We start from the raw sequence: 15,071 nt of genomic DNA, 5'->3' as shown, positions 1-15,071 counted from the left end.
TACCTTTGATGCTGAGCAACGCTGACCCAATGAGAAAGATAATCGTATCTATGAATGTGACCCTCGACGGTTTCATGGCTGGTGCTGATGGAGAGCTGGACTGGCATTTCCCTCTCTGGACAGAGGAAATGTCGCTTTATATCTGCGATCAGCTGGGGAAGATGGACACCATCCTGCTCGGAAGACGTAGTTATGAGAAAATGGCCGGCTATTGGCCTGTTAGATCATTCACCGGCGTAGAAGGGGAATATGCAGATATGATGAACAATCATACCAAGATCGTCTTCTCCCATACCCTGCAAACTATCTCCTGGCAGAATACCCGGTTAGTAAGAACCAATATCAGTGAAGAGGTGCTGAAGATGAAACAGTCCCCCGGAAAAGATATGATCATCTATGGCAGCAGTAGTATTGTGCAGTCATTTATCCGGCAGGGCCTCATCGATGAGTTCCATATATGGGTACATCCGGTGTTTATCCAGCAGGGCGTACCTATGTTCAGAAACATGGAAGAAAATGTTCACCTGCAGTTTGTCAGGACACGAACGTTCCGGAGTGGTGTAGTGCTATTGTATTACAAAGTGAACCAGGAACGGGATATTAAGGACCAGGAATCATAAACTTCCCCGCGGCTCCCAGCAAAATCCCGTCTTCTCCCTGGGAGGATACCATAAATCTTGCCTGCGGAAGCTGCGCCTGCAAGGGTGTACCAAACAACGCAAATGACTGCGCAATGTTCCCTCCCAGTATGATCAGTGAAGGCAATGGCTGTTGTTCCAGCAGGAATTGCCCCAGGTTACTCCCAAACTCTTCGAATACCGTCCTTGCATATCCCGGTTGCTGTGCACGACCAGCCATTTCACGTACGCTGGTCATCTTTTCTCCGGATAATGCCTCATATCGCCGCAGGAACCAGCGGGTAGAGAAATACTCCTCCGCCATTGTCTCCCTGAAAGGTGTTTTCCAGAAAGTGCCTTCCAGCGCCATACCATCTTCTGCGATGGATGATCCGAAGCCGGTACCCAGGGTCAGCCCCAGCGCCTGCCGTTCACCTTTCGCCGCACCGGCAAAGAGCTCACCCTGCAAAAAGCAGGACGCATCATTAGTGAACCGGATACCGGCCTTGCTGACCTGCAGCCTGTCCGCCAGCATTTCTTTTACATTCAATCCGTAGAGCGCTTCGTATTTATGCAGTCCCTTTATCAGACTAATCCCTTCTTCATAGTCAAACGGCCCGGGCATCGCAATGCCTATCTGTTGTACATTGTCTCCCATGTGCATCGTTTGCTGCATCACGGCAGTCCATCCTTCCATAATATCATCGACACTGCCATGAGCATCTATATGCGTACGGTGCCGGGTACCGGGCAATATTACCCGGCTTTCCATATCCACCAATGCAGTCGTTATATGCGAACCTCCGATGTCGGCACTTAAAACTATTCCCGTTGTCATACACGCTGTTTCACTGAATTTTTCCAATACTGTTCGATCTCTTCAAAGGACTGTCCTTTCGTTTCCGGTAATAAGCGGTATACGGCTATAAACGCGCCGGCACAGCATACACCAAAGAACCAGAAGGTCTGTGCTGTGCCGAGGCTCCGCAACAGCACAGGTGTCAGCTGTCCCACGATCGTATCCGACACCCACATTACCATGATGCTTAAAGATAACGCCTTCGCACGTATGCTGTCAGGGAAGATCTCGGCAGCGATCACGAATTTCAGCGGACCGATAGAAAATGCAAAGAATGCCAGGAAGGATAAAACAGCTAATAATAAAGGAATTCCCGTGGCCATATTCTGATAAAAGCAGATGCCTGTCAGGATCAGACTGATGGCAGCACCGGCTGTTCCCCAGAGGTATAATGGTCTTCTCCCCAGACTATCCACTTTCCAGATAGCAAAGATGGTAAAGAACACATTGGCCGCTCCAAATATGATCTGGCTGACGAAGGAATTACTCAGGGTAATACCCGCACTATTGAGAATAGACGGTCCGTAATAAATGATGGCATTGATACCGCTGAACTGTGAAAACAACGGCAGTAATATACCCAGTAATAGGGCCCTGCGCATAGCAGGCACAAACAGCGGGCCATACCCTTCTTTCTTAACCGCCTTCCCTTTCTGCAACAGCCACCGCGGACTCTCCGGCACCCACATCAACCCAAAGAGGAACAATGCCGCAGGCAACATACCGATGCCGAACATACCTCTCCATACCTCCGTCACAAACAGGAAATGAAAAATACTGCCACTGTGCGCCTGCTGATGTGCTTCCGCGTAAGACAGTAACTTCGCATTACTGCAATACGCTACCAGTATCCCGATGGTCACCGCCAGCTGATAATAGGTGACCAGGCGCCCCCTTTTATCGTCCGGCGCTATTTCAGACAGATACAGCGGCACAATGCTCGAGGCAATACCCACAGCCACCCCTCCGCCAATACGGGCCGCAATGACCCAGGAAAGAGCAGAAAAGAAGGCACACCCCAGTGCTGCCAGCAGAAAAAGAGACGCTGCCATATACAACAGCTTTTTTCTTCCCAGCCGGTCACTGAGATTACCGGCAATGATCACACCGACAATACAGCCTGCCAGTGCAGAGGATACAAACCATCCTTCCTGGAAGGCAGACAATGTGTATTGTGCTCGCACAAAAGGCAGGATACCCGATACCACCGCCATATCAAACCCGAACAGGAAGCCTCCCAGGGAAGCCACTATCGTAGTCAGTAAAAGTAAGTTAGATTGTTTTCTCATAACGGATCGTGCTGAATACAGGATGGTCTTCTTTGAGGAAAGCCATTACAACTTTCGCTTTCTCCGGACCTTTATTAACAAGTGTAAAATGTGTTGCCGCAGCTGGTATGACAAACGTCTCTGCATATTGATACAATGTTTCTGCTCCGTTGGCTGTCGTCACCGCTACGGCCGTTCCCTCCACCAGCATTAAGATCATACAACGGCCATTCGTCTCAAAAGATACAGTAGTTTCCATTTCTACCCGCTGTATTTCATAAAAATGCTGCGAATGTGTAGGTAGTTGCCATAACTGCCAGTCACTGCCTTCTCTTGCCTTAAACGGTGACGAGATCAGCTCTTTCGCTACCACGTCTCCCTTCCTGCTGAAGTCAAGATTGTTGAATGCATGGTCAATATTGATCGGTCTTGGCTTACCATCCAGTCCCGGACGCACCCAGTCATACATCTTGAAGGTAAAAATATAAGGGGTCGCACTGATCTCCAGTACAAGGTTATCAGCACCCGCACTATGCACCGTTCCGTTAGGTATCAGGAACAGGTCATGCTTTTTCGCAGGATGCAGCTGTACATAGTCCGTGATATTCACCGGCTTACTTTCCAGCTGACTGTTCTCCAGTACCACCTTTAATTCACCGGCGTCTATATTTTCCGTAAATCCCAGATACACACCAGCATTCTCTTTACAGTCAAGGATATAATAGGTCTCATCCTGTGTAAAGGTTTCTCCGAATTCCTTCCGGATGTAGTCCATAGACGGATGACACTGAATGGACAGATTTCCTCCATCAAATGTATCCAGGAAGTCAAACCGGATAGGAAACTCATACCGGAAGATGTCCGCATGCTTACCCAGAATAGCCCGGTGTTGCAGATACATCAGCCATTCAAAAGGTATTTCAAATAACGTATCATCACTCTCAAACAACACCCCGTTCTCCGGAACGATCATTTCAAATGACCAGGCCAGGTTAATCTCTTCCTGTGGCAGACCGGCAATATGCTCCTTCATCCATTGTCCACCCCAGGCGCCTGCTTCAAACCAGGGCCTTACCCGGAAAGTATCCTGGCTGATGTGCCGTATACCTGCTACCAGATCCTCCGCTTTTATCCAGGTCAGGGTATTCCCCCATTGTGTGTCTGCGAATACACTGATGTCAGCGGCTATGGCCTGTTTATGATCATTCAGCACTACCCAGTCTACAAAGTAGGCACGCTTATACATTTCGGCCGGCTTATCCTGCGTATGACTACCCAGGTTATTCGCAGCACCGGCACGCATGCGGTATTGCAGTTCATTCTTAGGTATGTCCAGGTAGATCAGTGGTGTGCCAGGAGCTGTCAGCGCCGCACCTGTTCCTATGATGATGTTCAGGTCATATGCAGGGTCAGGCTGTATAGCAGTCAGTGTTGCGGCATCAAAGAAATCGGGCAACTGCAGGCTGGTACGTGTACCCCATACCGCGCCATGCTCACCAGTGAAAGGAGCCACCAGTTCATTAGTGAGGGCTTCATCTTTCATTGCTGCCTGCATCAGGTGCCATTTTACCCGTACCCCCTTTTCTGCGAACAATGCCGTCAGCGATGACCGCAGCTCTTCCCAGAAGATACCGGTATACCCGTCTATCCGTACCTGCTGATGGGTCATTATCCAGTCAGCCAACGTGGTATAACCACTGTGGATCTTACCTTTACCTAAAGTATGGGCGGGATAAATATTATATCCCTGCGGCGCCGCCGGCGGATGTAAAGGCAGCAGGGGCTGTCCGGCATTCCGCCAGTTACCGGTCACTTCACTATTCAAAAGCGGCGTATGTTTCTGCGCATTTAACATGATCAATTCTGTTACTGTTATTTATTTTCCACTCTTAACATCAAAATACCTTTCGCTGGCAGAGTGACGATATTAGTTAATTGTTGTCCGGTTTCCTCCAGCATGTTCGTTGCAGTCACCTGTAACCGCCGGGTCTTATCTTTCGCCTGCAGCGTGATCTTTCCCTCATCCGCCGCTGTATTGACCAGCCATACTATCACACCTTTCCCATCAGCCGCAGGCTTAATACTTTCTATCAATACTGTTGTTGACTGTGCAGTGAATGGTAATGACGCTGTCGCGCTGCCAGTAGCAGGCACCGCTATCAGTGGACGATGATTCGCCATACCTGTCTGATTCACGGCATACGCATCATAAGCACGGTGTACAGTCAGATAATAACGGCATGTGGCCAGTCCCTCCTGCGCATGCCGGAAGTTGGTATGCCAGAGATTATTCATCACCCAGGAATAGATGGCCGGACGTTGTTCTGTGAAAGTGGCCCACTGTGCAGGATCGTGCAATCCGCCCACCATATCGGCGGAAGTCTGCGTACCAAGTTCAAACAGCGGGGCATCCGGCGTAGACCAGGTAACACCATAATCACTCCCTGATACGTCCACCCATCGCTGCACCGTATACCAGTTCCTGTTAGCATACTTCAGCTGATCAGCTTCAGCCTGTACACTACCCCACGGAATGTTGTATCGCACTTGTGCAGCGGGCACATTGAAAGGAAAAGCGAAGTGTACACCTTCTTTCGCTGTAATGGCTTTTTTATCGATCGTATTGATCACTTCAATGCGGTCCACACCAGCGACCAGTCTGATCTCACTGGTTAATGCATTGGTACCGGGAGCAATGGTGCGCACGTTCACACTCACCACCAGTGGTCCGTTCTCTTTTACTGTCAATGTCGCAGGCCCTGCATATTGTATCTTCGCCAGTGAATCGCCTGGCAGATAGGAATAGCGGTTGAGTCCTGTGGAATCAGCCAGATTATGCGCTATCCCGTTACGCGTCAAACCGGTGATATTACCTGTCTTTGCATCCAGCGTGATATGATATAGTTCGTTGCTGAGTGTCGTATTGGTAACAACTGACCTTGTATTGGTATACGCCTTCCCTGCGTGTATGGTAAAACGCTGCTTGCTGTAAGGCGCTATATCTTTGGCCAGTATAGCCAGTTCGCCGGTGCTGAGACGCTGGGAAGGCACACGCCTGCCATCGACGTCTTTTACAAGATCACCTGCTTGACTACGGGCAGCAGGAACGATCACTAATTCCGTACGTATATCACCAATGGTATTATACACATCAATGGCGTTAGCGATTATCTCTCCGCCGGTGGCACGTTCCAGCATTGCTGCGGATTGCGCACGCCCCTTCAGTGCGAAGGATTGTTTATATGACCATTGTGCAATTGCTTTAGGGTCTTCCGGATTGGAGATGCTGTTATAAGCGCCCCAGGTATGTTCATTGAATAAGAGGATATTATTCCAGATCGTGTCTGTCTCACGTGCAGGGTACGGAGCTTTTCCAAGTAGTGCCCATACCGCATCTGCCTGTTGCAGCGTCTCTGATGCATTTCTGTTATAGCCGGTCTCTTTCGCTGCCGAGCCGATACCATCTGTCCAGAACTCAGTATAGTCGCCAGATACCACTGGTATACTATCTTTATAAGCGCTTTCGAAATCGGTAAAGAACTGCTTTACAGAAGTGATGATCAGTTTCGGAGAAGCAAACTTCTCATTCCATTCCTTTACGGCCTCAGGTAACTCCGGATCAATAGGCGCATTGTCGCTCATCGCCCATGTCATGATGGTCATGTTGTAGGGGAATTGCTTTTGGGACAGTCCTGCGAGGTATTCAAACAGATAAGGGTTCAGGAAATTAGCGGAGGGATGGCCGGTATAATAGGGCACCGGATCTTCTACGGTAAAGAAATTAGGTATTTTGCTGCCTTTCAGGCGATAACCGATAGAATAAGGTTCACTTTGCCAGTAGAGCATTTTCTGCCGACCCGGCGACTGCCAGTAAAATGGACGATCTCTCCAGCCAGGAGAGCGTCCGATACGGTCATCCGCATTGGGGGCGCCCCAGAAGTACCGGATACCCGTAATGGCCGCCTGACTGGCCAGTCCCCAGGAAGCCCCCGGCACATCACCCTGGAACATCGTAGTGATGTCAATACCTTGTTCTTTGGCTGTCTTCACAGCTGTATGGAACATCTGCATCAGTTGACGGGAATCGGTCACACTGGTATTGATATTCGCGTAAGCGCCATCAATATTGATCCATCCTTTTTTCACGGCCTCCCAGAAAGCTTTTTTCTTCGCAGCATCTGCTTCAGCCAGATAGTGATCTACCACCCAGAAAGCCTCTGTATTCCATTTGTAACGGGCCTCCGCGGGATAGTTCTGTGTGCGGGCGGCGATCTTAATGGCTTCATCAATATTGTTCATATGCAGGCGCATGACCTTTTCCTGCACATTGGTATAACCGATATCTACGTGCGAGTGTGGCAGCAGGTATACTTTCCATTCTTTCGCCGGACTAACCATACAGCGGGCAGTATAATCCCGTCCACCGGTACGCAGTCTGACATACAGTTCCGTATCCTTCTGTACAGGCGCACCCGGCAAAGGCAGTTCAAATACCTGCAGTCCTGCGGGTGAGGATGCTACGGATATGCTATCAGATAAGCCGTTAAAGTGGATGTAGGCCGTCGCAGGCGCATAGCTATTTCCGCTGTGAAATACCATCCTCACCATTCTGGCACTACGCCCCTGGTAATGCAGGTAGGCCACAGTAGGTTGTAGTTCAATAGAAGTAAAGGCTGGACCCTTTTGCTGTGCTATGGCGGAATGATGGTGTCCCCATATTACCAGGCTACAGGTAATCAGGCAGATACGTTGTAAGCCTTTTACAATATGTATATACATATACCTCAATTATTATCCTTTTAGTTATTCATTTCAGCTATCACCCTTGTAAACAAGGCACTTAAAGACCATACATATGTACAAACATATAAAACATTGTTCATAGAAAGCAAATTTATTTTCCCCTATTTCTGGGCATAGTCTGTTACTTTTGATATTTTCGGCCTGTATGATGCATCTTTCTATTGACCATAACAGCAGTGTGCCACTGCATATTCAGGCGGAGGAACTATTGAGGAAAATGATCGAAGACCCGCAGTTCCGCAGCGGGAAATTCCTGCCAAACGAAGTAGAGTTATCCAAACAACTGCAGATCTCCCGTACCACCCTGCGCCAGGCGCTGAATAAACTGGTGTACGAAGGATTGCTGGTGCGTAAGAAAGGTATCGGTACTAAAGTCTCTGAGAAAACAGTCAGTTCGAAATCTATGAACTGGAAAAGCTTCTCCCAGGAGATGGCTGCCAGAGGCATCCCCATCAGGAACTTTGAACTACATATCAGCTGGGTGAAACCACATGAAGAACTGATCCATTTTTTTGATATAAAACCGGAACAGAAAATACTAAAACTGGAGCGACTGAGAGGACAACCGGAAGGTCCGTTTGTCTACTTTGTATCTTACTTTCACCCCAGCATCGGGCTCACCGGTGAGGAGGACTTCAAACGTCCCTTATATGAGATACTGGAACAGGATTACAACGTCATCGCTACCTTGTCCAAAGAGGAGATCAGTGCGAAGGCTGCGGACAATTTCATAGCGGGTAAACTGGAGATTGATCCGGGTAGTCCGATACTGTTCCGTAAGCGCTTTGTATATGATCAGGATGATAAACCGATGGAACAGAACATGGGGTATTATAAATCAGACAGCTTTATTTACACCGTGGAAAGCAGAAGATAGTTTACATAGCCAATGGGGCTGCTCCATCTCAATACAGATGTGCAGCATAGTGTAAATTTATTGCATAAAAACAGCAACACGAAATAAAATTGCATGAATAATGCAATAAATACATAAATTGCAGTAAAAGTGCAATAGCAATGAAGAAGAAGCGTTATTTTATTTTGATGGCCGATATTATCGGAAGCCGAGCTACTAAGCAAGATAAACTGATGCGCGATTTCAAAAAAATTGTCCATACGATAAACCATGTATACCAAAGAAAAATATTATCCCCATTAACAATTACGCTAGGAGACGAATTCCAGGGAATCGCAATAGATTTAAATGCCACATTGGAGCTCATAATTGCATTAGAAGAACAAATTATTGAGCAACATGTACAAATGAAACTTAGATATGTATTGGTTGAAGGCGAGATAGATACTCCAATCAATAATAATATAGCATATGAGATGCTGGGTGCAGGTCTGACAGAAGCAAGGCAAATGCTTACCAATGACAAAAGTTCAAATAGCAGATTTCATTTTAGCATACAAAATGAACAACAATCAGCTGCATTAAATAATATTTTCAATATATATCAGTCAATTGTAGATGACTGGAAATTAGAAAAGGATTTCGAGTTGATAACCCAATTCCTTAAATTAAAAGATTACAAATTAGTAGCTGAAAAATTAGAGAAGGACCGCTCTTTAATATGGAGACGAGAAAAAACGATCAAAATCAATGAATACATTTCATTAAAAAAAGTTATTCAATACATAGGAAACCATCAACATGTGTAAAACTATAACATTAATAATTCTTTTAATTGCTTCGGAGATTATACTCGCATTCGCATTTGCGGCGATTTCTCAAATTTACTACAAAGAGGTAAAAGGAATCGATTGGAAATCAATCTTTAAAGGCTTTTTCGAACGAATGTTCCTGGCAATATGCCTGATTAATAATCTTCCACATGCACTGACGTTATTTAGTGCATTGAAACTAGCTACCAGGTTGAAACATGACGAAACAAAAAAAGTCGAACAAGCATCTGTAGGCACTGAAGAAAAACAGATGACCCTAACAGATGCAGATAACAAATATAACGACTACTATCTACTGGGTAATTTAACTTCAGTATTAGTTGCAATTAGTTATTGGTATGCTTATAGCAACTTTCCTGAGCTTTGGTTATTTAAAAAAATATGTGGTCAGTAATGAAAGACAAAACCAGGATCATTTTAGGAAAAGATGGTTGAATGGAAAAAACAACTCAGAAACACATAGACAGATAGTATATTTAAATGAAAGGCCGGAATAAATCCGGCCTGATACTTTTTACAATTTAGTCCGCCGATGGCAGACCCTTTTAAACTTATCTTTCGTTCAGCAGGAACTTATTCGAAATAACCTTGAACGAGATCTTTCTGTCGGTTGACCGGATCACGAGACCTTCCCGCTCTACCAGCTTGCCCTGCGGACTTAACACCGACGCGCCATCAGCGATCGTCAGCAATTCATCCAGTGATGCTGGCAGTGTATAGTTCAGCTCGAGGATAGGCACAGTCTGTAATCCCAGCGAAGTGATCAACGCTGTAAATTCCTCCAGTTCAAAGTACCTGTACTCGTCTATATTGAATGCGTTGAAGAACCTCACGGTTTGTCCGCGTAAACCATAAGGGTTACCCTGCACACCTTCTCCTATCAGTTCACCCTGAATGGCGATATTCTTACCGAGAGCAGCCAGTTTAGCAGCGATGTCTTCCTTACCCGCTACTTTCCAGAAACTGTTCTCCTCCGATTCTTCCAGGTCGAGGTTACGGGAACAGACGCCGAAACTACCTTCATTGAGGTAGTAAGTGACAGAAGAGCCGTCCAGTTTTTCCGTTACATAGAACGTATGCTGTTTGAATTTCTCATAGTCAGCACTCAGGTTCTGGATCCTTTCTTCATCCGTTTTAGGGATAAATGAAGGGAACAGTCCTTTGGCAATACCGCCCAGTGCCGCAGGCATTGGTGGTTCGTATTTAATAACGCCAAGACGTGCAGATACGTCCTCACCCAGCTGGTAAGTGTAGCCTTCCAGCAGATGGATGGGCAGCAGCAATCCCTGAGAGATCTGTCCTCTCATTCTCATGGTCTTCAGTCTGAAGCCCTCCTGTTCTCCCATTCTACGGAAAGAGCTCTTCCGCAGAAATTCAAATTCCTCCTTTACCGGCAGGAATGAGTCGATCTCGCAATACACCGCGTGATCACCGATCTTAAATTCACCTTTTTTTATGACAAGTTTCCAGCCTTTTACGGTGGCTACTTCTATCAGGTCTGCTCCTTCAATAGGTTGTACATCATCAATAACAACCGGAGACACTAATTTCCTTTCCATTGTACTAATACTGAGTTGTGAAGTTTTCAGGGTTACAAAATGTTGTTCGTTTCATCTGTTGCCAGGTATAGAGATGAGGGCGCAAATATACAACTTTTCAAACATCTGTAAAATTATCACCATTCGTCACAGTTATTTGACACCTGATCCGGCCCGCTTATTGATGCCGGTATCAGTAGGTATCACCAAAACAAGACACCATGTTCAAACATACCAAAGCATTCAGTGGATTCTCTGTCAACGATATCGCCAAAGCAAAGAAGTTCTATGGAGAGACCTTAGGACTTGATGTGGAAGATATGGACGGTATGTTACAGCTGAATATTAACGGTGGCGGGCAAATCATTATCTATGCAAAGGATAATCACATGCCGGCCAGCTATACCATGCTGAATTTTCCAGTAAAAAATATCGAAGAGGCAGTAGACGGTCTCACCGCCAGAGGCGTCCGTTTTCTGCAATATAATGAGCCGATCAAAACCGACGAAAGGGGTATCTGCAGAAACGGCTGGCCCCTGATCGCCTGGTTCGAAGATCCGGCGGGCAACATCTTATCTGTACTACAGACGGAAAAAGGCTGACAGATATACTATATTCGCGGCAATTTTTAAGTTTATGCTGTGGTATCCGTATACACAAATGAGACAGGCCGGCGAGCTGCCCAAGATGATCGCAGGAGAAGGGGTAATGATGCACCTGGAAGATGGCCGTTCACTGATCGATGGTATCTCCTCCTGGTGGGCGGTCATACATGGCTATAACCATCCTGTACTGAATAACGCACTGATATCACAGGTGAATAAATTCGCCCATGTTATGCTGGGCGGCATGACCCACCGTCCGGCACTGGAGCTGGCAGCTACGCTGGTCCGTATTTCACCGGAAGGTCTGAACCATGTGTTCTTCTCCGACAGTGGTTCCATTGGTGTGGAAGTAGCGCTCAAAATGAGTATCCAGCACTGGCGGAACCTGGGGTATACGGGTAAGCATAAGATCATCTCGCTCCGGAACGGCTATCACGGCGATACCTTCAAGGCCATGGAAGTGAGCGACGATTCAGACTTCACCCGGGCTTTCGCAGCTGTATTGCAACGCGGATTTGTATTGGATATACCGGAAGGTGGATTTGATGCAGATATCGCCACAGTACAAAAAGCGGCTGATATACTTGAGGCGCTGTTACAACAGGAACATGAACATATCGCGGCATTTATTGTAGAACCTGTTGTGCAATGTGCAGGCGGGTTTAACATCTACTCTCCTCTTTATCTGAAAATAGCCAGGGAATTATGTACCCGGTATAACGTGCTTTTTATATTTGACGAAGTAGCTACCGGCTTCGGACGCACCGGCAAACTGTTTGCTGCAGAACATGCGGGAGTTACGCCTGATATTATGATCGTGGGCAAGGCCCTGACAGCCGGCTATATGGGGCATGCAGCCACGCTGGCGACAACCGCCGTCTTCGATAGTTTCCTGGGAGACAATTATGAAAAAGCACTGATGCATGGACCTACCTTTATGGCCAATCCACTGGCCTGCATGGTCGCCCTTCAAAGCATTGACCTCATAGAATCGGCGCATTACCTGGACAAGGTAGCGAACATACAGCGTATCATCCGGGAGCAGTTCGACACGATCACATCACCGGCAGTGATACAAAAAAGGACTTTAGGGGCGATTGGGGCGATTGAAATGAAAAACGCGGAGTGTCTTGCAGGGTTTAAACCATTCTCCCAAAATAAGGGGGTCTGGCTGCGTCCTATAGGCAATGTGCTCTACCTGATGCCTCCATATATCATCAGTGAGGAGGAACTACTGACTATCCTGTCGGTCATGAAACAGTGGATCGCGCAGCTACCATAGCTTATGAGAAAGAAAGCACATCTAATGCTCCTCTATTTATCTGGCATTATTGTTGCCGCCACAAAACACACTCAGACCCATGCGTTTATATCCATGTGTCCCGATCTGACAACTGTATCTGATATGAGTGTCTGTGCGAATGAACATGTACCATATACTTTAAACCTGAAATCTTTTAAACAACAAGACAAGTCCATGAAAAGAGTACTCTTTCTCGCAGCTATTGCTGTCACATTATTTTCCGCATGTAGTAAAAATGAAAAGAACATTACCGATCCCATCGCTGTAAATGGTTTCAATATCAACAGCGGAGACCCAATAGACACGCGTTTCGGCTTCCGTGCAAACTGGAATCCGATCACAGAAGGAGGTACGTTCGTCGTATCTTCTGTAAATATCAATGATCCTGCTTTCACTGGTAAGATCACCGGCGTACTGATGGAGATTGAGACTTTCGTGGATGGACAGACATACAAGTACATGTCTAAAGAAGATGCTGCTTATGACAAAACAAAGCACTTCAGCGTAGCTCCTACAGGGCTGGATGTTGATTTTCAGAATGGAACTTTCGTAAGTGGTACGGGTACACAACTGTCAGAACTACGCTCCGGTAGTGTAACCGTGAAGAAATCATCTGATAATACCTATAGCCTGAAGTATATTCTGGACTATTCAGATGCAGTGATAACAGGGACTTTTACAGGACCGATGCCTGAAGTGAACAAGTGATCAGGATGAGAAGAGGTTGTATCAAAAAAAGAATACCCTGAGAATCAATTAAAAAAAATATTTCTCAGGTATCCGGATAAAAAGGGGCTGTATCGTACTTTATGATACAGCCCCTTTTGTAATACAGCAGGACGGTAATGTACCATCCAGGCATCATCCCGATGCCGAACGATTCCGATTTAGATGTAGATATTGCCGTTTTGGTTGACGGGCTGCGAAGGTCAGTAGAAAAAAGCGGGCTACCTATCCCCGAATCCGGGGATATCACGATAAGATTAACGGCGTTATATATTGATAAACAGGAGAAGGGTGTATCAAAAGTACGTTTTGATACACCCTTCTCCTGTCTGTTTTATATGTTGTAATCATCTGCTGGTGAAAGCAACAGACACCCGCTGATTATCTGAATGAATGCACCAGGCACAATCCCACGGCACCGTTCTGGTAAGTAGGTGTCACGAGGGTTTCACCGTTGTCTTTTTTACCGGTGAAGATGCTTTTCATCTTCGGATAAAGGAAGTAAGCCAGGTCGGTAGACAGAATGCCCACACCGGCGCCTGCCACTACATCACCGAACCAGTGCCTGTTATTATACATACGCATGTATCCCGTGGTAGCAGCCATCGCATAACCTGCCACACCATACCATACAGATACATCCTGGTATTCTCTTCTCATGAACTCTGCGGCCGCAAATGCTGTAGCTGTATGTCCGGAAGGAAAGGACATCTGATTGGAACCATCCGGTCTCCACTCACGCGTGAACTTCTTTGTTGTCATAACCGTCGCACCCAGGATAGCATTGGAAATACCATAGATCATCGTCCGGTCGATGAAGTTATGCTTTCCCTTTATACCCACGAGGTTCAGACCATACACCATTGCCGCGGGTCCATATTGTAAATAGTTGTCAAAATGCAGTGGCTTATGCCGGCTTTCCAGGAAGATCTCCTGGTTTATATGGCTATTGACCTTCTTGAGATCTCCCAGCTTCAGCGAAGCGGCACCATAGGCGATAAAGGTCACCGGAATGGCCAATAAACGGCCGTCTAAATGTTTGGAAGGTGGCTGTATATAGACGTCTACGGAATCTGTCGGTAAGATGAGGGATGACTGGTCCTGTGCAGTGGAATGTTGTGTGTATAGGACAATAGCGGGCAGCAAAAAGCTGAAGACTTTTTTGAACATAGATCTAAACAAGTTGTAGGTACGCAATAAAATTTTAACGGTGTTACTGTGTGGTATAGGACATCATCATAACAAGCCGGTTAGTCATAGGTAAATCTAGGGACCAAATCTGAAGACAAACGAAAGAAACGGCCATCAGACGGATTTAATTCCCTATTTTTCTTCAATATATAAAATATTATTATAATTTCAACTATATAATTTTTTTTATGGTAAGAAATAAAGAAGCGGTAGGCGCGCAATAACCCCTATGCCCCCCGTACCAGTCTGGAAATGTTCAGTGTAGCTGTGTGCGTCAGTCTATATCATGTCAGGTAAATGATTGGTGGAGGTATACTGACTTATACGAATATCTTCTTTCCTGCGTTTAGTATTGCTGTCAGCAGCCACTTCATACGCTCCTTCCCGCACATCCTGCTTCATTTATCAACACTTCCTGGTACACGGGAATGGCTTGTCTATGTCGTCTTTTGCTGACGACCAATTCCATTTT

General features: G+C 46.4%; 13 protein-coding genes. 7 read left to right on the top strand and 6 right to left on the bottom strand.

The genetic code is table 11. From position 1 onward, the window contains the following. Window positions 1–29: 29 nt before the first annotated feature. Entirely contained in the window at window positions 30–620 is a 591-nt protein-coding gene (locus tag GWR21_RS27500; protein ID WP_162334916.1) for a dihydrofolate reductase family protein, read from the top strand. Here GWR21_RS27500 and GWR21_RS27495 read toward each other — a convergent pair. Genes GWR21_RS27495 through GWR21_RS27480 form a run of 4 tightly spaced genes read right to left on the bottom strand, consistent with a single transcriptional unit; the run spans window position 601 to window position 7,523 of the window. Next, on the bottom strand, window positions 601–1,455 hold the full coding sequence (locus GWR21_RS27495; RefSeq protein ID WP_162334915.1) for an ROK family protein: 855 nt from the start codon (window positions 1,453–1,455) through the stop codon (window positions 601–603). The genes GWR21_RS27500 and GWR21_RS27495 overlap by 20 nt on opposite strands. Beyond that, window positions 1,452–2,765, bottom strand: coding sequence for an MFS transporter (locus GWR21_RS27490; protein ID WP_162334914.1), 1,314 nt, complete (start codon window positions 2,763–2,765; stop codon window positions 1,452–1,454). Before GWR21_RS27490 ends, GWR21_RS27495 begins: the two co-directional genes overlap by 4 nt. Continuing rightward, the gene (locus GWR21_RS27485) at window positions 2,749–4,599 is read right to left on the bottom strand and encodes a class I mannose-6-phosphate isomerase (RefSeq protein WP_162334913.1); all 1,851 of its coding nucleotides are present in this window, start codon (window positions 4,597–4,599) and stop codon (window positions 2,749–2,751) included. The genes GWR21_RS27490 and GWR21_RS27485 overlap by 17 nt, the downstream gene beginning before the upstream one ends. A gap of 17 nt (window positions 4,600–4,616) precedes the next feature. Further along, the gene (locus tag GWR21_RS27480) at window positions 4,617–7,523 is read right to left on the bottom strand and encodes a glycoside hydrolase family 38 N-terminal domain-containing protein (protein WP_162334912.1); all 2,907 of its coding nucleotides are present in this window, start codon (window positions 7,521–7,523) and stop codon (window positions 4,617–4,619) included. Window positions 7,524–7,692: 169 nt separating this feature from the next. Here GWR21_RS27480 and GWR21_RS27475 point away from each other — a divergent pair, with 169 nt between their 5' ends. From GWR21_RS27475 to GWR21_RS27465, 3 genes are all read left to right on the top strand, one after another. After that, entirely contained in the window at window positions 7,693–8,424 is a 732-nt protein-coding gene (locus GWR21_RS27475; protein WP_202928998.1) for a GntR family transcriptional regulator, read from the top strand. A gap of 140 nt (window positions 8,425–8,564) precedes the next feature. Further along, window positions 8,565–9,212: a SatD family protein gene (locus GWR21_RS27470; protein ID WP_162334911.1), complete on the top strand. Its 648-nt coding sequence runs from the start codon at window positions 8,565–8,567 to the stop codon at window positions 9,210–9,212. Next, window positions 9,205–9,630 carry a hypothetical protein gene (locus GWR21_RS27465; RefSeq protein ID WP_162334910.1) on the top strand — a complete coding sequence of 142 codons (426 nt, stop codon included), beginning with the start codon at window positions 9,205–9,207 and terminating at the stop codon, window positions 9,628–9,630. Before GWR21_RS27470 ends, GWR21_RS27465 begins: the two co-directional genes overlap by 8 nt. A 157-nt stretch (window positions 9,631–9,787) precedes the next feature. Here GWR21_RS27465 and GWR21_RS27460 read toward each other — a convergent pair whose 3' ends face one another. Next, the gene (locus GWR21_RS27460) at window positions 9,788–10,795 is read right to left on the bottom strand and encodes an RNA ligase (ATP) (RefSeq protein ID WP_162334909.1); all 1,008 of its coding nucleotides are present in this window, start codon (window positions 10,793–10,795) and stop codon (window positions 9,788–9,790) included. 200 nt (window positions 10,796–10,995) lie between these two features. Here GWR21_RS27460 and GWR21_RS27455 point away from each other — a divergent pair, with 200 nt between their 5' ends. The 3 genes from GWR21_RS27455 to GWR21_RS27445 all read left to right on the top strand — a co-directional run bounded on the left by GWR21_RS27455 (window position 10,996) and on the right by GWR21_RS27445 (window position 13,390). Then, a complete protein-coding gene (locus GWR21_RS27455; protein ID WP_162334908.1) occupies window positions 10,996–11,376 on the top strand; it encodes a VOC family protein in 381 nt (126 codons plus the stop codon). Window positions 11,377–11,410: 34 nt separating this feature from the next. Beyond that, window positions 11,411–12,661, top strand: coding sequence for an adenosylmethionine--8-amino-7-oxononanoate transaminase (gene bioA / locus GWR21_RS27450; RefSeq protein ID WP_162334907.1), 1,251 nt, complete (start codon window positions 11,411–11,413; stop codon window positions 12,659–12,661). Window positions 12,662–12,856: 195 nt separating this feature from the next. Next, window positions 12,857–13,390 carry a hypothetical protein gene (locus GWR21_RS27445; protein ID WP_162334906.1) on the top strand — a complete coding sequence of 178 codons (534 nt, stop codon included), beginning with the start codon at window positions 12,857–12,859 and terminating at the stop codon, window positions 13,388–13,390. A gap of 399 nt (window positions 13,391–13,789) precedes the next feature. Here GWR21_RS27445 and GWR21_RS27440 read toward each other — a convergent pair whose 3' ends face one another. Then, complete coding sequence (locus GWR21_RS27440; protein WP_162334905.1) at window positions 13,790–14,578, bottom strand: phosphatase PAP2 family protein; 789 nt, start codon at window positions 14,576–14,578, stop codon at window positions 13,790–13,792. Window positions 14,579–15,071: the final 493 nt, after the last annotated feature.

Origin of the sequence: Chitinophaga agri, assembly GCF_010093065.1 — a bacterium.
Classification (GTDB): domain Bacteria; phylum Bacteroidota; class Bacteroidia; order Chitinophagales; family Chitinophagaceae; genus Chitinophaga; species Chitinophaga agri.
The sequence above is the reverse complement of the archived record's forward strand: the minus strand, read 5'-3'. Positions and strand labels throughout refer to the sequence as shown.